The organism is Arcobacter thermotolerans (assembly GCF_983172305.1).
In genome coordinates, this window is record NZ_CFAFZJ010000001.1 from 134,345 (window position 1) to 157,518 (window position 23,174).

Annotated in this window: 22 protein-coding genes; 16 read left to right on the forward strand and 6 right to left on the reverse strand. The window is 29.2% G+C overall.

Annotated features, from left to right (window positions below; translation table 11 throughout):
• Positions 1 to 8: 8 nt before the first annotated feature.
• From AC5LG6_RS00765 to AC5LG6_RS00830, 14 genes are all read left to right on the forward strand, one after another.
• Complete coding sequence (locus AC5LG6_RS00765) at positions 9 to 1,445, forward strand: NADH-quinone oxidoreductase subunit G (RefSeq protein ID WP_498585448.1); 1,437 nt, start codon at positions 9 to 11, stop codon at positions 1,443 to 1,445.
• A complete protein-coding gene (locus AC5LG6_RS00770; protein ID WP_066360270.1) occupies positions 1,442 to 2,716 on the forward strand; it encodes a complex I subunit 1/NuoH family protein in 1,275 nt (424 codons plus the stop codon). Before AC5LG6_RS00765 ends, AC5LG6_RS00770 begins: the two co-directional genes overlap by 4 nt.
• A gap of 1 nt (position 2,717) precedes the next feature.
• Positions 2,718 to 3,218 carry a NuoI/complex I 23 kDa subunit family protein gene (locus tag AC5LG6_RS00775; RefSeq protein ID WP_066360268.1) on the forward strand — a complete coding sequence of 167 codons (501 nt, stop codon included), beginning with the start codon at positions 2,718 to 2,720 and terminating at the stop codon, positions 3,216 to 3,218.
• The gene (locus tag AC5LG6_RS00780; RefSeq protein ID WP_066221739.1) at positions 3,218 to 3,739 is read left to right on the forward strand and encodes an NADH-quinone oxidoreductase subunit J family protein; all 522 of its coding nucleotides are present in this window, start codon (positions 3,218 to 3,220) and stop codon (positions 3,737 to 3,739) included. The genes AC5LG6_RS00775 and AC5LG6_RS00780 overlap by 1 nt, the downstream gene beginning before the upstream one ends.
• A 3-nt stretch (positions 3,740 to 3,742) precedes the next feature.
• Positions 3,743 to 4,057, forward strand: coding sequence for an NADH-quinone oxidoreductase subunit NuoK (gene nuoK, locus AC5LG6_RS00785; RefSeq protein ID WP_066157782.1), 315 nt, complete (start codon positions 3,743 to 3,745; stop codon positions 4,055 to 4,057).
• Entirely contained in the window at positions 4,054 to 5,940 is a 1,887-nt protein-coding gene (nuoL, locus tag AC5LG6_RS00790) for an NADH-quinone oxidoreductase subunit L (protein ID WP_066221736.1), read from the forward strand. The genes nuoK and nuoL overlap by 4 nt, the downstream gene beginning before the upstream one ends.
• A gap of 1 nt (position 5,941) precedes the next feature.
• The gene (locus tag AC5LG6_RS00795; protein ID WP_498585449.1) at positions 5,942 to 7,429 is read left to right on the forward strand and encodes a complex I subunit 4 family protein; all 1,488 of its coding nucleotides are present in this window, start codon (positions 5,942 to 5,944) and stop codon (positions 7,427 to 7,429) included.
• A complete protein-coding gene (locus tag AC5LG6_RS00800; RefSeq protein ID WP_498585450.1) occupies positions 7,426 to 8,943 on the forward strand; it encodes an NADH-quinone oxidoreductase subunit N in 1,518 nt (505 codons plus the stop codon). The genes AC5LG6_RS00795 and AC5LG6_RS00800 overlap by 4 nt, the downstream gene beginning before the upstream one ends.
• 180 nt (positions 8,944 to 9,123) lie before the next feature.
• On the forward strand, positions 9,124 to 9,924 hold the full coding sequence (locus AC5LG6_RS00805; protein ID WP_066157793.1) for a fumarate reductase cytochrome b subunit: 801 nt from the start codon (positions 9,124 to 9,126) through the stop codon (positions 9,922 to 9,924).
• Positions 9,924 to 11,909, forward strand: coding sequence for a fumarate reductase flavoprotein subunit (locus tag AC5LG6_RS00810; protein WP_066403859.1), 1,986 nt, complete (start codon positions 9,924 to 9,926; stop codon positions 11,907 to 11,909). Before AC5LG6_RS00805 ends, AC5LG6_RS00810 begins: the two co-directional genes overlap by 1 nt.
• On the forward strand, positions 11,909 to 12,640 hold the full coding sequence (locus tag AC5LG6_RS00815) for a fumarate reductase iron-sulfur subunit (protein WP_066157799.1): 732 nt from the start codon (positions 11,909 to 11,911) through the stop codon (positions 12,638 to 12,640). Before AC5LG6_RS00810 ends, AC5LG6_RS00815 begins: the two co-directional genes overlap by 1 nt.
• Positions 12,641 to 12,734: 94 nt before the next feature.
• Positions 12,735 to 15,077, forward strand: a complete 2,343-nt coding sequence (locus tag AC5LG6_RS00820) for a dynamin family protein (protein WP_498585451.1) — start codon at positions 12,735 to 12,737, stop codon at positions 15,075 to 15,077.
• Positions 15,077 to 17,101: a dynamin family protein gene (locus AC5LG6_RS00825; RefSeq protein ID WP_066360259.1), complete on the forward strand. Its 2,025-nt coding sequence runs from the start codon at positions 15,077 to 15,079 to the stop codon at positions 17,099 to 17,101. Before AC5LG6_RS00820 ends, AC5LG6_RS00825 begins: the two co-directional genes overlap by 1 nt.
• Positions 17,102 to 17,112: 11 nt before the next feature.
• Entirely contained in the window at positions 17,113 to 17,547 is a 435-nt protein-coding gene (locus tag AC5LG6_RS00830) for a hypothetical protein (RefSeq protein WP_186984514.1), read from the forward strand.
• Positions 17,548 to 17,563: 16 nt separating this feature from the next.
• Here the strand turns inward: AC5LG6_RS00830 and AC5LG6_RS00835 are convergent, their stop codons facing one another.
• The 6 genes from AC5LG6_RS00835 to AC5LG6_RS00860 form a co-directional block, all read right to left on the reverse strand.
• Positions 17,564 to 18,562 (reverse strand): beta-ketoacyl-ACP synthase III, encoded by a 999-nt coding sequence (locus AC5LG6_RS00835; protein ID WP_498585452.1) that lies wholly within the window; start codon positions 18,560 to 18,562, stop codon positions 17,564 to 17,566.
• Between the two features lie 9 nt (positions 18,563 to 18,571).
• The gene (gene plsX / locus AC5LG6_RS00840; protein WP_066157809.1) at positions 18,572 to 19,594 is read right to left on the reverse strand and encodes a phosphate acyltransferase PlsX; all 1,023 of its coding nucleotides are present in this window, start codon (positions 19,592 to 19,594) and stop codon (positions 18,572 to 18,574) included.
• Entirely contained in the window at positions 19,594 to 19,746 is a 153-nt protein-coding gene (gene rpmF / locus AC5LG6_RS00845; protein WP_066157812.1) for a 50S ribosomal protein L32, read from the reverse strand. The genes plsX and rpmF overlap by 1 nt, the downstream gene beginning before the upstream one ends.
• Positions 19,747 to 19,761: 15 nt before the next feature.
• Positions 19,762 to 20,139 carry a hypothetical protein gene (locus tag AC5LG6_RS00850; RefSeq protein WP_066221715.1) on the reverse strand — a complete coding sequence of 126 codons (378 nt, stop codon included), beginning with the start codon at positions 20,137 to 20,139 and terminating at the stop codon, positions 19,762 to 19,764.
• A 6-nt stretch (positions 20,140 to 20,145) separates the two neighbouring features.
• Positions 20,146 to 20,559, reverse strand: coding sequence for a nucleoside-diphosphate kinase (ndk, locus tag AC5LG6_RS00855; RefSeq protein WP_148624213.1), 414 nt, complete (start codon positions 20,557 to 20,559; stop codon positions 20,146 to 20,148).
• A 74-nt stretch (positions 20,560 to 20,633) separates the two neighbouring features.
• The gene (locus AC5LG6_RS00860) at positions 20,634 to 20,906 is read right to left on the reverse strand and encodes a DUF362 domain-containing protein (RefSeq protein WP_498585453.1); all 273 of its coding nucleotides are present in this window, start codon (positions 20,904 to 20,906) and stop codon (positions 20,634 to 20,636) included.
• Positions 20,907 to 21,073: 167 nt separating this feature from the next.
• Between AC5LG6_RS00860 and AC5LG6_RS00865 the strand changes: the two genes are divergently transcribed.
• Together AC5LG6_RS00865 and rho are read left to right on the forward strand one after the other, a co-directional pair.
• The gene (locus AC5LG6_RS00865; RefSeq protein WP_498585454.1) at positions 21,074 to 21,670 is read left to right on the forward strand and encodes a peroxiredoxin; all 597 of its coding nucleotides are present in this window, start codon (positions 21,074 to 21,076) and stop codon (positions 21,668 to 21,670) included.
• Positions 21,671 to 21,826: 156 nt separating this feature from the next.
• On the forward strand, positions 21,827 to 23,152 hold the full coding sequence (gene rho, locus AC5LG6_RS00870; RefSeq protein WP_498585455.1) for a transcription termination factor Rho: 1,326 nt from the start codon (positions 21,827 to 21,829) through the stop codon (positions 23,150 to 23,152).
• The last annotated feature ends 22 nt before the right edge of the window (positions 23,153 to 23,174 follow it).

The following is a 23,174-nucleotide window of genomic DNA, read 5'->3' on the forward strand; positions in this document are numbered from 1 at the left end:
ATGAATTTATGGCTGATCAAGTTAGTATAACAATTAATGGAGTTCAATTTCAAGCTACCAAAGGTAGCTTGTTAATTGATAAACTATTGGATGAAAAAATCCATATCCCTCACTTTTGTTATCATCAAGCGTTGGGAAAAGATGGAAATTGTAGAATGTGTATGGTTGAAATAGAGGGGCAAAAAAGACCTCAAATTGCATGTGATACACCTATAAAAGATGGAATGATTGTAAGAACAAAAGGTGAAAAAATAGAGAGTGTTAGAAAAGATATTTTAGAACTTGAACTTATAAATCACCCAATAGACTGTCCTACATGTGATCAAGCTGGTGAGTGTAAACTACAAGATTACTATATGGAATCTGGTTTCTATGCTTCAAGAGTAAATCTTGATGATAAAAATCATGCAAGAAAAAGAGTTGATTTAGGTTCAAATGTAATGCTGGATCAAGAGAGATGTGTTTTATGTCTTAGATGTGTAAGATTTTGTAAAGATATTACAAAAACGGCAGAACTAGGAGTTATAGATAGAACAGATCACTCTGTGATTGGGACATTTCCTGGACGTCCTTTAGATAACCCATACGCAATGAATGTTGTTGATTTATGTCCTGTTGGAGCATTAACAAGCAAAGATTTTAGATTTAAACAAAGAGTTTGGTTTTTACAAAGTTTTGAAGCTATTTGTAATGGTTGTTCAAAAGGGTGTAATATAAATGTAGATCATAGAAAAGAGAAATATAAAGATGATATGATTTATAGATTTAGACCAAGAACAAATAGAGCAGTAAACGGTTGGTTTATGTGTGATTATGGAAGATTATCTTATGAAAATGATGCAACAAATAGATTTACAACTGCATTAATTAATAAAAATGAGACAAATATTTCAAATGCTATTATTAATATCTTCAAAGAGTTATCAAGTCATGATAATAAATTAATACTTTTAAGTCCTAATTTATCTTATGAAGAGATGATAAATGTAAAAGCGCTCGCAGATAAATTAAATATAAAACTAAGTGGTTATTCTCCAAATACTTTTGATGAATCTTTTGCAGATGATTGGTTAAAAAAAGCTGATAAAACTGCAAATAGAGCATCTTTTAAAGAACTTCAAATAGATGAAACTAAAGAGTTTTTTGAAAAAGCTTTAAATGAAGCAAAAACTATTTTTGTTTTAGAAAATAGTTATTTTGAAGATAAATTAAATTTACTTGAAAATAAAAAACTTATATCTTTATTCTCTAACCACTGTTTAACAGTAGGAAATTCAGATATTGCAGTTCCTGTTGCATCTTTTTATGAAAAAAGTGGTTCATACATAAACTGTGATGGAATAAGACAAAAAGTTGTTTCTAAATTAGATAAAAATAGTCCTATGCCTACAATTACAACGATTATAGAGAATATTAAATCTATGATTGAAAAAGGAACTATATGAGTACTACAATTATAATTATTGTAAATATTGCCTTATCAGTCGTTCTTGCTGTTGGGCTAACACCACTTTGGGTTTGGTGGGAAAGAAGAATTGCTGGATTTATTCAAGATAGAAGTGGTCCAAATAGATGTAGCATTGGAGTTATAAGACTAGGTGGTCTTGTTCAAGCAGTTGCTGATATGTTGAAACTTATATTTAAAGAAGATTTCACACCTTCTCATATAAAGCATAAGTTTTTCTTTACAATTGCTCCTGCTATTGTATTTATAGCTTCATTTTTAACTTTTGCAGTTATCCCTTATGCTGATGTTTTAACAATAGATGGAAAAGCTCACACAATGCAAGCTATACCAAATGAGCTTGGAATTATGTGGTTTTTAGCATTTGCTGGGCTTAGTGTTTATGGGATTATTTTAGGTGGTTATTCATCTCAAAGTAAATATGGACTTTTAGGTTCAATTAGAGCTTCTGCTCAAGTTATCTCTTATGAAGCTGCTATGGGATTATCAATTATATCTATGATTATATCTTACGGTACAATCCATTTAACAGATATTGTAAATGCACAAACAGGAACTTATTTGGGAGTTATTCCTATGTGGGGAATATTTATTCAACCATTAGCTGCTATTATATTTATTGTTTGTTCATTTGCAGAGACAAATAGAGCGCCTTTTGACTTAGCAGAAGGAGAGAGTGAAATAGTTGCTGGATATCATACAGAGTATAGTGCAATGAAATTTGGACTTTTCCAAGTTGGTGAATATGCAGCTATGAGTGCTTCAAGTGCGCTAATAGTAACACTATTTTTTGGTGGTTATCAAATTCCTTGGATGGATACAGCAACTATTCAAGCAAATATAAATTATGTTATTTTGGCAATAGTTATTTTACTTCCAATTAAAATTTTTATATTTACAAGATGGATGAAGAAAAATAACAAAAGAGTTGGAAATGATACAAGCAGAGAAAAAGAGACAAAAATATTAACTATTATTTTCTGGTCATTGTGTTTGGTAATCATGGGAATTTTAATATCATTTTTAATAAATGGACTTGGAACAAATGGAGTAAATATTGCAACAGCTGTTATTCAAGTTGGAACTTTTATGGTTAAATTTTTTATGATGGCTTTTGTTTATATGTGGGTTAGATGGACTGTTTTAAGAATTAGATATGACCAACTACAAATGCTAGGATGGAAAGTTCTAATTCCTCTAGCTTTATTAAATATTGTAATAACAGCGATTGTTGTTGTGTTAGGAAATTAAGATGGCAATAAAAATAGTACCAAGATATGGAAGTTCATTTAGAGATAAGCTATACATTCCTGCTATTGCTGGTGGAATGAAAACAACTTTTAAACACTTCTTTAAAAATCTAAGAGATGTAGAAGGGGTAAGTACTTTACAATATCCAGAGGTTCAACCAAGTGATATAACGGAAAGATATAGAGGTGTTCATAGACTTACAAAACATGATGATGGAACTGAAAAATGTGTTGCTTGTTTTATGTGTGCTACAGCATGTCCTGCTGAATGTATATTTATAGAAGCTGAAGAGAGATTTGATGGTGTTGATGAAAAAAGACCAAAAGAGTTTAAAATAGATCTTCTTGAGTGTGTATTTTGCGGATATTGTGTAGAAGCTTGTCCATGTGATGCAATAAGAATGGATACTGGAATTTTCTCTTTTACAGCTTCAACTAGAGAAGAGTTTGTATTAGATAAAAAAGCTCTTATGAAAAATGAGAGATCAAAGGATTTTGAATAATGGCTGATATACTATTTATTGCTTTAGCATTTTTTGCAATTACTGGTGCTATAGCTATGCTAGTTTACAAAAGTCCAATGTTTAGTGCATTGGGGCTTTTAATTACTATGCTAAGTGTTGCTGGAATGTTTGCACTTTTAAATGCAACTTTGTTGTTTATGGTACAAATTATCGTTTATGCTGGTGCTATTATGGCTTTAATTCTATTTATTTTAATGTTTTTAAATATTAAAGAAGAGGATTTACCAAAAGAACCTAAAAAGTTTATGCTTATTGGTTTTGGTGCTATTTTAATGATTCCTCTAAATATTTTAGTTTTAAAAGCTGTATCAAATTTACCTAGTAAAGATTTGTATCCTATAGAAGGTGATTTTGGAACTATAAAACCAGTTGGGCTTATTCTTTATAATGAGTGGATTATAGCATTTGAATTAATATCTATTTTACTTCTAATTGCACTTGTAGGTTCTGTTGTTCTTGCAAAAAGAAGAAAAACTAAAATAACTTCAAAGGAGGATTAAAAAATGATATCATTAACTTCTTATGCTTTTGTATCTATGATTTTATTCTCAATTGGTGCAATTGGAGTAATTGCTAGAAGAAATATTTTTGTGATTTATATGTCACTTGAACTTATGTTAAATGCTATAAATCTATTTTTAGTAACATTTGCTAGATACCATTTTAATGTTGATCCTCAAATTGTTTCAATTATGGTTATATCAATTGCTGCAGCTGAAGCTGCAATATTTCTATCAATAGTAATATTGCTGTTTAGATCTAAAAAATCTTTGGATACAGATCTATTTACATCTCTATCTCAAGGAGAAAAAAGATGAGTACAAATCTTTTAGTTTGGATAATATTAGCTCCTTTACTTGGGGCTATTTTAAATGGTGGTTTATATTTTTATAATATCAAAAAACAAAAAATATCAGAAAATTATTTTGCAATAATTGGAACATTAACTCCTTTAATCTCTTTTTTAATAACTCTTAGTCTATTTTTAAGAATGATTGAAGAAAAAATTATATTTAAGCAACATATATTTACATGGTTAAATGTTGAAAACTTAAATATTGATATGGCATTTTTGGGTGATAATTTATCTATTTTTATGTCAATGTTTGTAACTTTTGTTGGTTGGTTAATTCACATCTATGCTGTTGGATATATGAAAGATGATGAAGGTTTTGGTAAATTTTTTGCTTACTTTAATCTATTCCTAGCATCAATGTTGATTCTTGTACTTGCAGACAATCCAATAATTTTATTTATAGGTTGGGAAGGTGTTGGAGTTTGTTCATACCTTTTAATTAAATTCTATTATGGTGAAAAAAATAATGTTATTGCTGCAAATAAAGCATTTATTGTAAACAGAGTTGGAGATTTTGGGTTCCTTTTAGGAGTTGCAACACTATTTTTTGCATTAGGTCAAGTTGATCTATCTTTCTCTTCAATTGAAGCAAATTTATCAAATGCATCAAATGGTTGGCTTTTATTAGCTGGTATATTATTATTTGTAGGAGCTATGGGAAAATCAGCTCAGATTCCACTATATACTTGGCTTCCAGATGCAATGGCAGGTCCAACACCAATTTCTGCACTAATTCACGCAGCAACAATGGTTACAGCTGGGGTTTATATGGTTGCGAGATTTAATTTCTTATATACAGGAATAGAAGAAATTGGAATATTCATAGCATATATTGGAGCATTTTCAGCTCTTCTTGCTGCTATTATTGCAACAAAACAGACAGATATTAAAAAAATACTTGCATACTCAACTATGAGTCAATTAGGTTATATGTTTATAGCTGTTGGACTTGGATTTTACTCAAGTGGATTATTTCATGTTTTCACACATGCATTCTTTAAGGCAATGCTATTTATGGGAGCTGGTGGAGTTATAATTGCACTTCATCATGAACAAAATATTTTTAATATTGCTAAACATAGAGCAATATTGCCAATAATTTCTGCAACATTCTTAATAGGAGTTATTGCAATTTCAGGAATTCCACCATTTTCTGGGTTCTTCTCTAAAGATGCAATTTTAGCAGCAGCATTTCAAGAAGGTCACTACTTAATTTATGGTATAGCACTATTTACTGCATTTTTAACTGCATTTTATATGTTTAGACTATATTTTGTTGTTTTTGTTACACCAAATCATCATAAAAAAGAGTATGTATATACAAGTAAAACTATCACTTTCCCACTTGTAGTATTAGCAGTAGGTGCTGTTACAGCAGGATTTTTAAATCTACCTTCTATATTTGGTGGAACACATATGGTAGATACTTGGCTTGGAAGCTTAAATTCAAAAACAATTACTCTATCTCATAGTACAGAGTATATTTTAATGGCTCTTTCAGTTCTAGTTGCCTCTTTTGGTATATTTATTGCATATAAAAAATATGCAAGATTTGATTTAGAAAAACCTGAACTTGAAGTTGGTTTTGTTGGAAGAAAACTTTATGTTGATGAGCTTTATGATATTTTATTTGTTAAAACTTCAAAAGCAATATCTTGTTTTATTGATAAAGTTTTAGATGCAAAAATTATTGATGCATTTATTATGAAATCTTCAATCTATTTTGTAGCTATTGGAAGAAAAGTAGCATTAATACAAAATGCAAATGTACGGTTCTATGCACTGTTTATGCTTGCTGGAATGACTTGTATATTTGTATATCTATATTTAAAATTAGGGTTATAATATGAGTGCAGATATTCTTTCATTTATTATATTTTTACCTGCTATTGTAGCAATAGGTTTAATGATAACAACTAGAGATGTAAATACTATTAGAAATATTGCATTTCTTACAACTACAGTTATTTTAGCACTTGTGCTTAAACTTTATTTAGAATTTGAACCAAGTTCTGGAATGCAATTTGTAACAAATGTTGCTTGGATTGAAACATATGGTATAAACTACTATATTGGTTTAGATGGAATCTCATTAACAATTTTAATGATGATTGCAATTTTAATTCCAACTTCATACCTTCTCTTATGGGAAGGCAAAACTAAAGGTTATTGGATAAATATGCTTTTAGTTCAAACTGGTGTAACAGGAACTTTACTTTCATTAGACGTTGTTCTTTTCTACTTCTTTTGGGAAATTATGCTTTTACCAGTTTTTCTTATGATTGGTCAATTTGGATTTGGTGATAAAGTTTTCACAACAATCAAAGTAACTGTTTATACAATGGCTGGTTCACTTTTAATGCTTGTAGCAATTTTATATCTAGGAGTTGCTTATCATAGTGAGTTTGGTGTGTGGTCTTTTGCTTATGATAAATTAATGCAAATATCAATACTTGATTACAATACAAAAGTTTGGTTATTTTTAGGATTTTTAGTAGCATTTGCAATAAAAATTCCACTATTTCCTCTTCATACTTGGATTATGGAAACATATAAAAATGCTCCAACTGGTGCTGTATTTTTACTATCATCGATTATGGCAAAACTAGGAGTTTATGCTGTTTTAAGATTTATGATACCACTATTTCCAGAGGTTTATATTGAGTTTTCAACTTGGTTTGTAATTATTGGTCTATTTGGTCTTGTGTACTTTGGAATAGCTGCACTTATGCAAGATGATATTAAAAGAATGTTTGCATACTCTTCAGCTTCACACTTAAGTTTTATAGCTGCTGGTATTTTTTCATTAAACTCTTATGGTATAAATGGAGCTTTATATTTAATTATTGCTCACGCAATTGCTACAGGAGCCCTATTTTTACTTGTAGGATTAATGCAAGAACAAACAGGATTTAAAACTATAAAAGATTTAGGTGGAATTTCAAAAAAAGCTCCTATATTTACATTCGTTTTTGCTGTTATGCTTTTTGCAAATGTTGGACTTCCAGGTACAAATGGATTTGTTTCTGAATTACTTATAATTTTTGGTGTATTTAACTTTAATATTTATCTAGGTGTTATTGCTGCTTTATCAGTTATTATTGGAGCTTCTTATATGCTTTGGATGTTTCAAAGAGCAATTTTGCAAGATAGACCAGAAGGTTCAGCTGAACTTAATATGAGAGATTTAAAAATCAAAGAGATTGTTGGACTTGTTCCATGGGTTGTTTTAGTGTTTATTATGGGATTTTATCCAGAAGTTTTTATAGATAAATTTGAACCAACAGTTACACACTACTTACAAGATATTTTACAAATTGGAGCAACAAGATGAGTAATTTTATTTATTTAATTCCAACTTTACTGGTTTTATTTGGGGCTATTGCTCTTCTGTTTATGAGTATGTATGAAAAAATTAGTGTAAAAAGTCATATTTTTGTATCTTCACTATTTTTAGTTATAGCTTTAGCATTTGCACTTTTAAATGCAAATACTCTATATTCTATTCAGCCTTATGATAGTTTTTTAAATAATGTTTTAACTTTTGATACTTTTTCAAATTTCTTTAATATTTTATTAATTTTAGGTACTTTATTGACAATTTTAATTGGTGAACACTATTTACAACATAGAAGTTATTTCAAAGGTGAATTTTTTAGTATTTTACTTTTTGCTCTTTTTGGAATGATGGTTTTAGCGCAAGCAAATGAGCTAATAACTGCATTTATTGCATTAGAAATTGCATCATTTAGTGTATATATTATGGTTGGTTACAATAGTGATGATTCAAAAAGAGTTGAAGCTATTTTTAAATATTTAGTACTTGGTGCATTTATTGGTGCATTTTTCCTATTAGGACTTGTTTTAGTTTTTGGTACTGTCGCAAGTACAAATTTGGCAGATATTTATTCGTATATTCAAGCAAGTAATGGTTCAAATCTTGAGCTTTTATATGTTGGTTTAACACTAATTTTATTTACTTTCCTTTTCAAAATTGCAGCATTTCCTTTCCAGTCTTGGGTATTAGATATCTATAGAGGTGCTCCTATGATTATTACAGCATATATGGCATCTACATTTAAAATTGCTATATTCTCATTTTTTATGAGATTAATATTAGATTATATAGCTCCAATTATAGATTTTTGGGACACTATTTTACAAGTTGTAATTATTTTAACTCTTCTATTTGGAACTTGGCTTGCTATTACTCAAGATATTGTAAAAAGAATGTTAGCAGCTTCTTCTATAGTACACACAGGTTATTTACTTCTTGCTTTTATCTCTTTAAGTTATGCAAATAATTCAATACTAAATATTGAAGCAGCTTACTCTATAATGTTCTATTTAATTGCTTATTTAGTATCTGCACTAGGAGCATTTGGATTAGCTTCTCATATTATTTCAGAGACAAACATTAAAGTTACTTTTGATGATTTTAAAGGTTTAGCAAAGCAAAGACCATTTTTAGCTGCAATGATGACAATATTTATGTTATCACTTGCAGGAATTCCTGGAACTATAGGTTTTATAGGAAAAGTTTATGTATTTACAGAAGCATTAAAAGCTGGATATGTTGCATTAGCAATTTTTGCAATTTTTGCAACAATAGTTTCAATGTATTACTATTTAAGATTAATTGCTGTTATGTATTTTTATCCTCCAAAAGAGGAGTGCATAAGTGAAGATTTCAACGACAGTAGAGTATCTACATATGCAATACTTTTTGTTGCTGTTTTAACTGTTGTTGGTGGTATTGGTTCTGCTGTTGTATTCTTTATTCCAGCATTAAATATTGATACTTTAATAAATTTTGCACAATTAGCTGTAAAATCTCTATTTTTATAGTGAGTATTTTAGTAACACTATAAAACTTTATTTTAACATTTAGTCCACTGAAAATGGGCTAAATGTCACTTTTCTACAATCTTTTATTTTTTTTTAACAAAAAGCTTTTTTATTGATTAATTTTAAACCTATAATTTGATATTATGTTATGAAATCTAAATCTAAAGAAAAGGATAGAAAATGAGTGACCTAGTAGAGGGTTATTTAGGGAAAACCGAAGAAGGAAGAAAAAGTAGATTACCTGCAAAACTTGACTTTATTCAAAGTTTTACAGGTGGTTTTTTAGCTTTATTTATGTGGGCACATATGATGCTTGTTGCATCAATATTGGTGTCAAATGATTTTATGTACCAAGTTACAAAATTATTAGAAGGTAGCTTTATATTTGAAGATGGAAATCCACTTTTAGTATCTATTGCTGCACTTGTTATTTTTGTTATTTTTATTGTTCATGCTGCTTTAGGAATGAGAAAATTACCAGGTAACTTTAAACAGTACCAAGTAATTAAAGCTCATTCAAAAAGTATGGGACATGATGATACAAAATTATGGTTTACACAGGCATTTACAGGATTTGCAATGTTCTTCCTAGGATCAGTGCATTTATATGTAATTATGACTCACCCTGACCAAATAGGTCCTTACGAAAGTAGTGCTAGAGTTTGGGATGAATATATGTGGCCACTATATATTCTTTTATTATTAGCTGTTGAATTCCATGGAACAATTGGTCTTTATAGACTTTGTGTAAAATGGGGATGGTTTGATGGTGAAAATCCAAAAGCAACAAGAAAAGCACTTAAAAAACTTAAATGGGCGTTAACAGTATTTTTCTTAGTTTTAGGATTTGCATCACTTGCGGCTTATATGAAAATTGGTTACGAAAACTCTAAAAATAATATTCCTAGAGATTCATTTAAACCATCTGCACATATAATGAATTATGACTTAAAAACTAAAAGTGTTGGAGGAATCGCATAATGAAAATTAATTACTGTGATGCATTAGTAATTGGTGGAGGACTTGCAGGTCTTAGAGCTGCTGTTGCTGCACAAAAAAAGGGATTAAGTACAATTGTTTTATCTTTAGTTCCAGTTAAAAGATCTCATAGTGCTGCTGCTCAAGGTGGTATGCAAGCATCTTTAGGAAACTCTAAAATGTCTGATGGAGATAATGAAGATTTACACTTTGCAGATACTGTAAAAGGTAGTGACTGGGGATGTGATCAAGATGTTGCTAGAATGTTCGTACACACTGCACCAAAAGCTATTAGAGAGTTAGCAAGCTGGGGGGTTCCTTGGTCAAGAGTTGAAAAAGGTACTAGAGAAGCTGTTATTAATGCTAAAAAAACAACTATAACAGAAGATGAAGATAGACACGGACTTATCACTTCAAGAGATTTTGGTGGTACTAAAAAATGGAGAACATGTTACACAGCTGATGCAACTGGACACACAATGCTATTTGGTGTTGCAAATGAAGCTTTAAAACATAATGTTGATATTAGAGATAGAAAAGAAGCAATTAGTTTAATTCATGAAGATGGAAGATGTTATGGAGCTGTTGTTAGAGATTTAATTACAGGTGAATTAGAAGCTTATGTTGCAAAAGGAACTTGTATTGCAACAGGTGGATATGGAAGAGTATTTAAACAAACTACAAATGCTGTAATTTGTGAAGGAACAGGTGCTGCTATTGCTTTAGAGACTGGAATTGCAACTTTAGGAAATATGGAAGCTGTACAATTCCATCCAACTCCAATTGTTCCATCAGGAATTTTATTAACAGAGGGTTGTAGAGGAGATGGTGGAATTTTAAGAGATGTTGATGGTCACAGATTTATGCCAGATTATGAGCCTGAGAAAAAAGAATTAGCATCAAGAGACGTTGTTTCAAGAAGAATGATTGAGCATATTAGAAATGGAAAAGGTGTTCCTTCTCCTTATGGATACCATGTTTGGCTAGATATCTCTATTTTAGGAAGAGAGCATATTGAGAAAAACTTAAGAGATGTTCAAGAGATATGTCAAATTTTCAACGGTATTGATCCTGCTGATGAGGGTCCAAAAGGTTGGGCACCAGTTCTTCCAATGCAACACTACTCAATGGGTGGAATTAGAACAAAACCAACTGGTGAGTCACAAAACCTAAAAGGTCTATTTGCTTGTGGAGAAGCTGCTTGTTGGGATATGCACGGATTTAACAGACTTGGAGGAAACTCAGTTTCTGAAACAGTTGTTGCTGGTATGATTATTGGAAACTATTTTGCAGATTTCTGTTTAGAAAATGATGTAACAATTCCAACTTCTGTTGTTCAAAAATTTGTTGATGAGCAAGAAGCATATATTGATGAAATTCTATCTTACAATGGAAATGAAGATATTTTCAAAATTAAAAATAGAATGAAAGAGTTAATGGATGAGAAAGTTGGTATCTTTAGAAGTGGTGAACCACTAAAAGAGGCTGTTGAAGAGTTAAAAGATCTATTAGCTAAAACTAAAAAAATTACAGTTAAATCAAAAGAAAAAGCTGGAAATCCAGAATTAGAAGAAGCTTATAGAGTTCCAAAAATGTTAAAAATAGCACTTTGTGTTGCTAAAGGTGCAAGAGATAGAACAGAATCTAGAGGTGCTCACTATAGAGAAGATTTCTTAATGAGAGATGATAAAAATTGGTTAAATAGAACTCTTACATCTTGGCCAAATAAAAATGATATGGAACCAACTGTTACTTATGAACCACTTGATATTATGAAAATGGAGATGCCACCTGCATTTAGAGGATATGGTGCGAAGGGTATGATTATTGAACATGAATTATCAGCAGTTAGACAAGAACAAGTTGATAGTATAACTGAGAAAATGCAAAATGAAGGTAAAGATAGACATGAAATTCAAGATGCATTAATGCCATTTAGTTTACCTATGAACTACAAAGAGAAAAATGAAAGAGCAGGAGATAAATAATGAGCGCACAAAAAGGTAGAGAAATTACAATTTCAGTTCTTAAATATAATCCTAGAAGTAAGGTTTCAAAACCTCACTTTGTAGAGTTTAAGCTAGAAGAGACTCCAGGTATGACTCTTTTTATTGCATTAAACTTAATTAGAGAAAACTATGATGCTGATTTATCTTTTGACTTCGTATGTAGAGCTGGAATTTGTGGAAGCTGTGGAATGATGGTAAATGGAAAACCTGCACTTGCTTGTAGAACACTAATTGCAAACTATCCAACTGGAAAATTACAATTAATGCCTATGCCTGCATTTGAACTAATAAAAGATTTATCAGTAAACACAGGTAAATGGATGGATGCTATGAGCAAAAGAGTTGAATCATGGATTCATACAAATGAAGAGGTTGATATCTCAAAAATGGAGCAAAGAGTTGATCCAAAAGTAGCAAATGATACATTTGAATTAGATAGATGTATTGAGTGTGGTATTTGTGTTGCTTCTTGTGGAACAATGCTAATGAGACCAAACTTTGTTGGACCAGTTGGATTAAATAGAATTGCAAGATTTGATATAGATCCACATGATAATAGAACTGCTGAAGATTTCTATGAGTTAGTTGGAGATGATGATGGAGTATTTGGTTGTATGTCATTAATGGCTTGTGAAGACCATTGTCCAAAACATTTACCACTACAAAATAAAATTGCTTACTTAAGAAGAAAATTAGTAGCACTTAGATAGTTATTTATGAAGGTTCTGCCTTCATAAATCTAAATAATAGAAAAAGTTAAATATCATTATGGATATTTAACTTTTTTTATTTAGGAGAGAATTAATGAGTTTATCAAATGACTACTTTTTGTTGTACCACGGTATTAGCTTTCAAAAAAATTTAGAGCTTGAGCCTCTTGATGTAATTTTAGATGATAACACTTTTACAATATTCGCATTAATTATTAGTGCCAATAGAAAAAACTATGATAAATATTTAAATTTAAACTCCTTCAAAAAACTTTGTGAGCAAATAAATATTAAAACTCCATCAAATATAAATGAGTTTCACAATATACAAAACAGTATTGTTGAATTAATTCATGAAAAAAGTTCTAAAAATTTAATTACTACTTTAATTGAGTCATTTGAGTATTTAAATAATCAAAATATACTAAATACAGAAGGTTTTAAAAAACTAATATCACTATTTGAAAATAAAAATATAGAAGATAGTGATTTAGAACATATAAAAAAGATGGAAAGTGAGAGTAAAACTCCATTTAAAGATCTAAAAATTATTATTGAAAATACTTTAATTGATTTAAAAAAAGAGCTAAAAAGCAAAGAAATTTTAATAGAACTTGAGGATATAAACTCTTATATGAATAATCAAAAGTTCTCTATTGGAATAACAGGTGTTATGAATGCAGGAAAATCTACAATGCTAAATGCACTTATGGGAAAAGAGATTTTAGGGAGTGCCGTTGTTCCTGAGACTGCAAATTTAACTATTGTAAAACATAATCCAACTGATAATGCAAAAGTTTTCTATTGGAATAAGAAAGAGTGGCAAAAAATAGAAGATAGTGCAAATAGTTTAGAAAGTATGAGAGATTTTGTAGATGAAACAAATAGAGTTTTTGGTGAAAATCTAAAAAATTATGTACAAGAAACTTCAAGATTTGATGAAGTTGATATAAATGATTTAAAATCTTACACTTCAGCAGAACATAGTGCAAAAAAATGTAATCTTGTAAAATATGTTGAGCTAGGTAGTAATCTTAAATTCTTAAGTGATGGTATAGAAATAGTTGATACTCCAGGTCTTGATGACCCTGTTATTCAAAGAGAGGAGATTACAAAAGAGTATATTAGTAAATGTGATATGATGATACATCTAATGAATGTAAGTCAGAGTGCAACTTTGAAAGATGTTGAGTTTATTATAGATGCTGTTTTATATCAAAATATTTCAAAACTTTTAGTTGTAATTACAAGAGCTGATACAGTAAGTAAAAAAAATCTAGATGAAGTTATACAATATACTAAAACTTCAATACAAAGACAACTAAAAGCTCAAAATAAAGACTCTCAATTAGATCATATTTTAAATACTATAAAATTTATTCCCATATCAGGTTATATGGCACTTCTACATAGAACAGGAAGAGAAAAAGAGGCACTAGAAGCTGGTTTTACATTGGAAGATACAGGAATTTTAGAGATAGAAAATTATCTAATGGAGAGTCTATTTGGAACTTCTTCTGCTAAAGGAGATTTAGTAATTCAATCAGCAAAAACTCAAATTAATAGAGTTTTAGAGAAACAAATAGGATTTAATAACTATGAGCTAACTTTATTAAATAAATCAAAAGATGAGCTTGAAATAGAGTTAAAAGAGTTTAACAAGAAAAAAGATGCAAATAAAAGAGTACTTTATTCTATGAGTGAAGATATAAATTATTATAAAAATGATGCCAAATCATATATAGACTCTTTAGAAACATTTTTACAAAGTGAATTATTAGAACTTCAAAATATAATAAAACAAAGAGTTGTAAATGATACTAGATACTCTTTAGAAAAAACAAAAAAAAGACCAGAAAATGCTAGAGTAAAAGTTATTGTTGAAACTGCAATTAAAGATGGAATTATTGATGTTATAAGAGATTATCGATATAAATTTATAAAAAAATCTCAAACTATAGGCGAACAATGTGAACAAAAATATCATGACTTAGGTTTTCTAATTGGACACAAAAATGAAAACTTTGATGCTAGAGGATTCTTTCAGGAAGATTTTAAAAGTGGTTTTTTAACATCAAACAATGAAATTATGGTTAATCAAATAATAGTAGCTGTAGCAAATGCAAAAGAAGGAAAATTAAACGAGCTTGATAGAAATATTGAAGAAATAGTAAAAAATCAATTTAAAACTATTGAAGATGATATTAAAACAAAAGCAAAAAAAGTTAGTTCACTATTAATTGAAAACTTTTTTGATACTTTAAATGCTCCTCTAAAAGAGTTTGAGCAAAGATTAATAAATGAAGAGGCAACTCTTCAGGAGAAAATTTCAACATTTGAAGATAATGAGAAAAACAAAGCTGAATTATCTATAAATTTACACAAAAATATAAAAAAACTTGAAAATATTGTGTTAAATATAAAAGGATTAAAATAATGAGTGCAAATTTTAACATTTTAAAAAATTTTGCTAGTGAATATCATGAAAACAACTCAATAAAAGAGATAGTATATGAAGATGGTCTAGTTGGTGAAATTCAAAAAACAATAGATAAACTTTTAGATGAAAAATTCTATCCATCAATTCAGTTTCAAACAATTTTAAATAAACAATTAAAAAGAGCTAGATATCCCATGGAAGTTGCAATTACTGGACAATTTAGTGCTGGAAAATCTACATTTTTAAATGCCCTACTCTCAAGAAATATTTTACCAACTGGAATTACTCCAGTTACCTCTAAAGTAAATTTTATAAATTATGGTGAAGATTTTAAACTTAAAATTACATACTACTCTGGAGCAACAGAGTTTGCACCAATAGAAAGTATTGCTGATTTTACAGATCAAAGAAAAGATGAGATGCAAAACATCAAATATCTTACTCTTTATGCTCCAATGCCTATTTTAAAAGATATATCTTTTGTTGATACTCCTGGTCTTAACTCTCAATCACAAAGTGATACAGATGTTACAAAAAGAGTATTAAAAGATGTTGGAGGAATTATTTGGTTAACACTTATTGATAATGCTGGAAAACTATCAGAAGCACAAGTTTTAGAAGAGTATATGCAACACTTTAAAAATAAATCTTTGTGTGTTTTAAATCAAAAAGATAAACTAACTCCTGAACAAGTAGAAACAACTACAAACTATGTAAAAGATAAATTTGGTAAATATTTTGCAAAAGTTGTGCCAATTTCTGCAATAAAAGCATTAGAAGGAAGAGCAAAAGAGAAAGATATTTTAATAGAAGATGAAAATATAAATCTTTTATCTGAGTTAAAAAAAGAGCTTTTATCTAGTGATATTGAAAATAATAACAACATAGATAAACTTTTATCTGAACATAAAAATAGAATAAAAACTATAAAATTAGCTGATACAACACTTAATACAAAACTTTTAGAAGACTCAAATATTCAAGAGGTTTTAGATTTTATTGAAACTACTATTAGGCCTCAAGCTTCTGAAGCAAAAGAGTTTGCTATAAAAAAAGATTTAAGAAATTTTTGTGATATTTTAGTAAAAGAGTATGAAACAATAATAAAAGTTTATGATGCTTTAGTTGAAATTTTAGAGTCTTGTGAACCTAGAGTTCTTGAAGCTTTTGATAATATCTATAAAAAATATTCAAAAGAACTATTTACAATCTATAACTCTCTAGAGAGTGTAATGGAGAAAATTGCACATGAAACATTTAAAAATATAAAAAGAAAAAAATCTACAAGATTTGAAGCTTCAAAATCACTATTTGGTGAAAAAATAGAAAAATTCGATTTTGAAACATTTTGGGTAGATAGTGATGCTATTTACAAAGCTTTATTTTATGATGATCAAACTGTTGATAAAATGTTTAAAAGATCAATAAAGCTACTTAAAAATGTTGAATTAGATACTGATGAATCTTTTAGAGAAGTTTTTAGAATTGTAAAAAATGATATTGTAAAATGGCAAGAAAACTATGAGCTTATAAGAAAAAATAGAGAAATTGCATCTGATATTGAGTTTTCAAATACAAGACACTTTGCTGCAAAAGTTTATGAAAATGTTATAAGGTTTTTCTATAAAGCAATTTTAGAAAACATTTCAGCTTTAAGAAAAAAGTTTGCATATTTTAATGGGGCATTATCTTATTCATATATTCAAACAACTCAAGCAACTATTGCTCATTTTGAACAACAAATAGTAGAAAGTGAAGAGTTATACAAAAAAGAACCTAGTAGATTCTCTATAAATTGTCCAAGAGAAGATGAAATAGTAGCAAAATTAAAAGCAAATTTTGGTTTTGAAAAAATAGAAGATTTTTTAACTTCAAAAAGAAACTATCTATTTAAAATTATAAAATACTCAAAAGAGCAATATTTAGAGATAAATAAAGATAGAATACTTTTTGTAAAAGATAAAAAAGAGCAATTTATAACAAAAATAGAAGAGCTTGAAAAAATTAAAAATGAGATATAAAAGGATATAATTTGCCACAAAATATTACAGAAAATTTAGAGTTTCAGGAATTAATACAAAATCATTGTAAAGAACAACTTAACTTTTTTATATCAAAAGGTATTGATTTTAGTATTGTTGCGAATATTTCAAATATAACTTTTAATCCTGAGCTACCAAATAGCATAAAAGAGAATTTGAGTAAATTCTCTTTATTTACTTTAACTGGCTATACGTTTCAATCAGCACACATTAAAGAAGAGTGTTTATATTTTGAAGCTGGATTTGGGAAAGATAACTTTGGAAGTTTAGTTCAAATACCATTTAGTTCGATTTTTCAAATTATTAAAAATGATAATATTGTTTTTATAAATATAAGTGCAACTTTGGAAAATATCAATCAAAATCCAAAAAACAAATCAATGAATATATTTAAAAATAACCCAAATAATAGTAAATTTAACTAAAAAATAGTTTAAATAACTATTTTTTAGGTGAAAACTTAAATAGTGCGCATCCCCAAGTTAGTCCACCACCAAATGCGTCAAATAGTACAGTATCTCCAGATTTAATTCTACCTTGCTCAAAAGCATAATTCATAGCCATTGGAATTGACGCAGCTGATGTATTTCCATACTTATCAACTGTTACAACAGTTTGTTCATCACTTATATTTAAAGCTTCACCAACAGCTTTTATAATTCTATAATTTGCTTGATGAGGAATAAAATGAGTAATATCTTTATTTGAAAGATTATGTTTTTCTAAAATTTTTACAACATCCGAAGTCAATGTCTTAACAGCAAGCTTAAAAGTCTCATTCCCTTTCATAGTGATACAAGCCATTTTTGCATCTACAACCTCTTGACTACATGGATGTTTACTTCCACCACCAGTAGTTTTAATTAAATCTTCGTAAGTTCCGTCACTAGAACAACTAATATCAATTATTGCTTCACTTTTATCATCTGTAGCACTAATTATTGCGGCACCTGAGCCATCTCCAAATATAAAACAAGTTGTTCTATCTTCATAATTTAAAATTGAACTATATTTTTCGGCTCCAACTATTAAAACATTTTTCTTTAAACCTGATTCAATAAAAGCTTTTGCAATATTTAAAATATATACAAAACCTGTACATGCAGCACTTACATCAAAAGCCATAACATCTTTTATATCTAATTTTGAAGCAATCAAACAAGCAGTTGAAGGCATACATAAAAAATCTGGTGTAACTGTTGCACAAATTATTAAATCTATCTCATCTTTAGAAATATTTGCTCTTTTTATTGCAACTTCTGCAGCTTTTGCACCTAAATCAGAAGATGCTTCATTATCTTCAGCTATTCTTCTCTCTTTTATACCTGTTCTTTTTGTAATCCACTCATCATTTGTATCAATTATTTTTTCAAAATCTGCATTAGTCATTATTTTTGATGGAATATAAGCACCAATTGACCTAAAAGCCGCATATTTCATATCATTTCCTTAAAGAGTAGGTTCTTTACTACTACTTTCATTTATTAAATATTTCTCTAATCTTTGCTCAATTACAGAATCTAAATTTGAGCTAGCACTATTAATTGCTTGAAAAATTGCATTTTTTATAGCTTTTGGATTTGATTTACCATGAGATATTATCACTGGTGCTTTTACTCCAAGAAGTGGAGCACCACCATACTCAGCATAATCAACTTTTAATTTAAGATTTTTAAAAACCTTTCTCATTAAAACTGCACCAGCTATTGATATAAGAGATCTTTTTAAATCTTTCTTCATAATTTTACTAATAGTATCAGCAACGCCCTCAGCTGTTTTTAGTAGGATATTACCTACAAAGCCATCACAAACAACAACATCTACTGTTCCTTTGAAGATATCATTTCCTTCAACATTTCCAGCGAAGTTAGGAACTTTAGAAATTAACTTATAAGCCTCTTTAGTTACTTCATTTCCTTTACTCTCTTCTTCTCCATTGCTTAATAGTCCAATTATTGGTTCATCAAGTCTTAAAACAACTTGCGCATAAGCTTGACCCATAATTGCAAATTGGAATAAGTTTTTCGCATCACTATCTACATTTGCACCAACATCTAATACTAAAGTATTTTGATTTTCGCTCGTGGGCATAAGTGTTGCAATAGCAGGTCTTGAAACACCTTTTAATCTTCCGATTTTTAATGTAGCTAAAGACATAGAAGCTCCAGAGTGACCAGCTGATACAACAGCATCTGCTTTACCATCTTTTACTAACTCTATTGCTTTATAAATAGTTGACTCTTTTCTTTTTAGAGCATCAGTTGCACTGTCATGCATACTAATAACATCTTTTGTATCCAAAATCTCTATTCTATCATTAAATGTAGGTGGGATAAGTTTTGAAAGTTGTTCTTTATCTCCTACAGCTATAGCTGTAAAATTGTTATTGTTTCTAATGGCTAGAATAAGCCCTTCTATTATTGGTTCGGGACCAAAGTCCCCTCCCATTGCATCTATTGCTATTTTTATCATTAGTTTTTGTATTCACCAGTGTTTGGGTTAACCATATGAGGCATTTTCCAAGAACCATCACTATCTTTTACTGGTCTTTTTAATGCAACCTTATAATGAGTTCTTCTCATTGCTGATCTTGAATGAGATACTCTTCTTTTTGGTACTGCCATAATTATTCTCCTATTTTAAAATTCTTGTTCAAATATGCTACTATCTGCTATACAATCTTTACAGAGCAAGTAGTCACTTTTTATACTATTTACTTCACTTTGAATTATTTCATCAAAATCAATTAAACTATTTTCAATTTCTATTACTAAAAATTCATCTTCATCTCCTTTAAATACTCCATCACTTAAAAGAAGTTTTAACTCTTCATTTACAACCAAAGTATCTAAAGCTCCACATCTTGAGCAATCTATTTCAATATTTCCTATTAAACTTGCTTCAATTTTTACTAACGATGATGAAATTCTACAAAAAGTACCTTCAATTTTAACTGAATTTAAAGAAGTATTGAACTCTTTTTTTTCTTGAGGTATTTTCTTAAACTCTATTTTCATCTTATATTAACAAATTTCTCTTTGTGCAAAAAAGAAATCAATTTCAATAGCTGCATTTTCTAAAGAGTCACTTCCATGTACTGCATTTGCATCAATTGAATCTGCAAAATCTGCTCTAATTGTTCCAGCTGCAGCTTCTTTAGGGTTTGTTGCACCCATTAAATCTCTATTTTTTGCCATTGCATCTTTTCCTTCTAAAACAGAAACTACAACAGGTCCACTAATCATAAATTCAACTAAATCTTTAAAGAAAGGTCTAGCTGCATGAACTGCATAAAAAGCCTCAGCATCAGCTTTGCTTAATTGTAGTTTTTTTGTAGCTGCAATTCTTAATCCAGCACTTTCAAATCTATCTAAAATTTTACCAACTACATTTTTTGCAACTGCATCTGGTTTTATTATCGATAATGTTCTTTCCATAATCTAATCCTCTTTGTTTTTTTAGTCGCGGATTTTATCTAAAAAAAGATAAAAAAGCAAGTTTTATAACTTTATTAATCTACTACAGGTTCTCCAACCTCACCTCTATCATCTTTTTCTATCTTGCTAGAACCAACTTCATCCCAAACTATACAACCCTCAGTAGGACATGCATCTGCACACGCTGGAGCATCATTGTGTCCAACACACTCAACACATTTATCTTTATATACATAATATACATCTTCACCCGTTGGGTTATCATCATTATCAACTATTGCTCCAACTGGACACTCATCTAAACATGCATCACAGCTAATACAAATATCAGTAATTTTTACTGCCATATTTAATTCTCCATAAAAAATTTTATAAAACTCTATCAAAGTAAAAATAAATATATTATTAAAGATAAAGATTATCTTTTAAAAAATATTTTTCTTTTTAAGCTTTCTCTAAAAAAAGAGTGATATAATTTCACCATTAAATTTTAAAAAAATAAAAAGGATTAAATATGTTAGTAACAAAAAAAGCTCCAGATTTTACAGCAACAGCTGTTTTAGCAGATGGACAAATTGCAGAAGATTTTAACTTATATAAAAATATTGGTACAAAAGGTGCAGTATTATTTTTCTGGCCATTAGACTTTACATTTGTATGTCCATCAGAAATTATTGCATTCTCAAATAGAGTTAAAGAGTTTGAAGATAGAGGAATCCAAGTAATTGGTTGTTCAGTTGATTCTCAATTCTCACACTTTGCATGGAGAGAAACAGCAGTTGAAAATGGTGGAATTGGAAGAGTTAAATTCCCTATGGTAGCAGATATTACAAAACAAATTGCAAAAGATTATGATGTATTATTTGGAGATTCAGTTGCATTAAGAGGTTCATTCTTATTAGATAAAGATGGAACAGTAAGACATGCAGTTATCAACGACTTACCACTTGGAAGAAATGTTGATGAGATGATTAGAATGGTAGATGCTATGTTATTTACAAATGAATATGGTGAAGTTTGTCCAGCTGGTTGGTCAAAAGGTGACGAAGGTATGAAAGCTGATAAAAATGGTGTTGCTGAATATTTAGCAAAACACTCTTCAGATTTATAATTTTATAAATTGAAAAGAGAGTAAACTTTTACTCTCTTTTTTACTTTTCTTGACAAATTTATAAATATTAACTAAAATCACACTTCACTTTTTTTAAAAGCTACAAAAACTACAAAAAACTACATATATTTATGTAAATTCAAAGGTAAAAAACTCATGGAAGAGTCAAAACAAGAAGATTTAAAACCAAAAAATAGTAAAAAAACAAGAACTCATATACCAGTAGATGGTTATAAAATTGAGCAGCTAAGAGAACTTCCAATTGAAACTCTAATAGACATAGCTAATGATTTAGATGTTGAAAACCCACAAGAATTAAAAAGACAAGATTTAATGTTTATGATACTTGCCTCTCAAATAGACGCAGGTGGATTTATTCTTTTTACTGGTATTTTAGAGATAAAAGATGGTGGATTTGGTTTTTTAAGAGCAATTGATGGAAACTTTTCTGATACTTCAAATGACTCTTACGTAAGTGCTACTCAAATTAAAAAATTTGCACTAAGAACTGGAGATATTGTAACAGGACAAGTTAGACCACCAAACAAAGATAGTGAAAAATATAATGCGCTACTTAAAATTGAAGCAATAAACTATCTTCCTGTAAAAGATTCAAAAAATAGACCTCTATTTGATAACTTAACTCCTTTATATTCAACTACAAAATTTAAATTTGAATACGATTCACAAAAATTAACTGGAAGAGTTTTAGATCTTTTTGCTCCTATGGGTAAAGGTCAAAGAAGTTTAATTGTAGCACCTCCAAAAACTGGTAAGACGGAACTTTTAAAAGAGTTAGCTCATGCAATAAGTAAAAATCACCCAGAAGTTACATTAATGGTTTTATTAATTGACGAGAGACCTGAAGAGGTAACAGATATGCAAAGAAGTGTTAAAGGTGAAGTTTATAGTTCGACTTTTGACTTACCAGCTCAAAACCATGTTAGAGTTGCTGAAATAGTTATTGAAAAAGCAAAAAGACTTGTAGAGATGAAAAAAGATGTTGTAATTTTACTTGATTCTATTACAAGATTAGCAAGAGCTTATAATACTGTAACACCATCATCTGGAAAAGTTCTTTCAGGTGGAGTTGATGCAAATGCTCTACACAAACCAAAAAGATTTTTTGGAGCAGCAAGAAATATTGAAGAGGGTGGAAGTCTTACAATTATTTCAACAGCACTTATTGATACTGGTTCAAAAATGGACGAAGTTATTTTTGAAGAGTTCAAAGGAACTGGAAACTCTGAAGTAGTTCTTAGTAGAAATGCATCAAATAAAAGAGTTTATCCTGCTATTGATATTGTAAAATCAGGAACTAGAAAAGAAGAGCTTCTTTTAACTCCTGACATTTTACAAAAAACTTGGATTTTAAGAAATGCTATGAGTGAAATGGATGAAGTAGATGTATTAAAATTCTTATATCCAAAAATGCAAAAAACAAAAAATAATGATGACTTTTTTGCATCAATGAATGAATAAATTACTTAAAACCTTCTTAAAA

What these genes read in the sequence shown, in the direction of transcription:
- rho (WP_498585455.1), top strand. Translation starts at nt 21,827, where the DNA reads ATGGAAGAGTCAAAACAAGAAGATTTAAAACCAAAAAATAGTAAAAAA.
- AC5LG6_RS00770 (WP_066360270.1), top strand. Translation starts at nt 1,442, where the DNA reads ATGAGTACTACAATTATAATTATTGTAAATATTGCCTTATCAGTCGTT.
- AC5LG6_RS00815 (WP_066157799.1), top strand. Translation starts at nt 11,909, where the DNA reads ATGAGCGCACAAAAAGGTAGAGAAATTACAATTTCAGTTCTTAAATAT.
- plsX (WP_066157809.1), bottom strand. Translation starts at nt 19,594, where the DNA reads ATGATAAAAATAGCAATAGATGCAATGGGAGGGGACTTTGGTCCCGAA.
- AC5LG6_RS00800 (WP_498585450.1), top strand. Translation starts at nt 7,426, where the DNA reads ATGAGTAATTTTATTTATTTAATTCCAACTTTACTGGTTTTATTTGGG.
- AC5LG6_RS00835 (WP_498585452.1), bottom strand. Translation starts at nt 18,562, where the DNA reads ATGAAATATGCGGCTTTTAGGTCAATTGGTGCTTATATTCCATCAAAA.
- nuoK (WP_066157782.1), top strand. Translation starts at nt 3,743, where the DNA reads ATGATATCATTAACTTCTTATGCTTTTGTATCTATGATTTTATTCTCA.
- AC5LG6_RS00850 (WP_066221715.1), bottom strand. Translation starts at nt 20,139, where the DNA reads ATGAAAATAGAGTTTAAGAAAATACCTCAAGAAAAAAAAGAGTTCAAT.
- AC5LG6_RS00865 (WP_498585454.1), top strand. Translation starts at nt 21,074, where the DNA reads ATGTTAGTAACAAAAAAAGCTCCAGATTTTACAGCAACAGCTGTTTTA.
- rpmF (WP_066157812.1), bottom strand. Translation starts at nt 19,746, where the DNA reads ATGGCAGTACCAAAAAGAAGAGTATCTCATTCAAGATCAGCAATGAGA.
- AC5LG6_RS00780 (WP_066221739.1), top strand. Translation starts at nt 3,218, where the DNA reads ATGGCTGATATACTATTTATTGCTTTAGCATTTTTTGCAATTACTGGT.
- ndk (WP_148624213.1), bottom strand. Translation starts at nt 20,559, where the DNA reads ATGGAAAGAACATTATCGATAATAAAACCAGATGCAGTTGCAAAAAAT.
- AC5LG6_RS00775 (WP_066360268.1), top strand. Translation starts at nt 2,718, where the DNA reads ATGGCAATAAAAATAGTACCAAGATATGGAAGTTCATTTAGAGATAAG.
- nuoL (WP_066221736.1), top strand. Translation starts at nt 4,054, where the DNA reads ATGAGTACAAATCTTTTAGTTTGGATAATATTAGCTCCTTTACTTGGG.
- AC5LG6_RS00820 (WP_498585451.1), top strand. Translation starts at nt 12,735, where the DNA reads ATGAGTTTATCAAATGACTACTTTTTGTTGTACCACGGTATTAGCTTT.
- AC5LG6_RS00860 (WP_498585453.1), bottom strand. Translation starts at nt 20,906, where the DNA reads ATGGCAGTAAAAATTACTGATATTTGTATTAGCTGTGATGCATGTTTA.
- AC5LG6_RS00765 (WP_498585448.1), top strand. Translation starts at nt 9, where the DNA reads ATGGCTGATCAAGTTAGTATAACAATTAATGGAGTTCAATTTCAAGCT.
- AC5LG6_RS00825 (WP_066360259.1), top strand. Translation starts at nt 15,077, where the DNA reads ATGAGTGCAAATTTTAACATTTTAAAAAATTTTGCTAGTGAATATCAT.
- AC5LG6_RS00810 (WP_066403859.1), top strand. Translation starts at nt 9,924, where the DNA reads ATGAAAATTAATTACTGTGATGCATTAGTAATTGGTGGAGGACTTGCA.
- AC5LG6_RS00795 (WP_498585449.1), top strand. Translation starts at nt 5,942, where the DNA reads ATGAGTGCAGATATTCTTTCATTTATTATATTTTTACCTGCTATTGTA.
- AC5LG6_RS00805 (WP_066157793.1), top strand. Translation starts at nt 9,124, where the DNA reads ATGAGTGACCTAGTAGAGGGTTATTTAGGGAAAACCGAAGAAGGAAGA.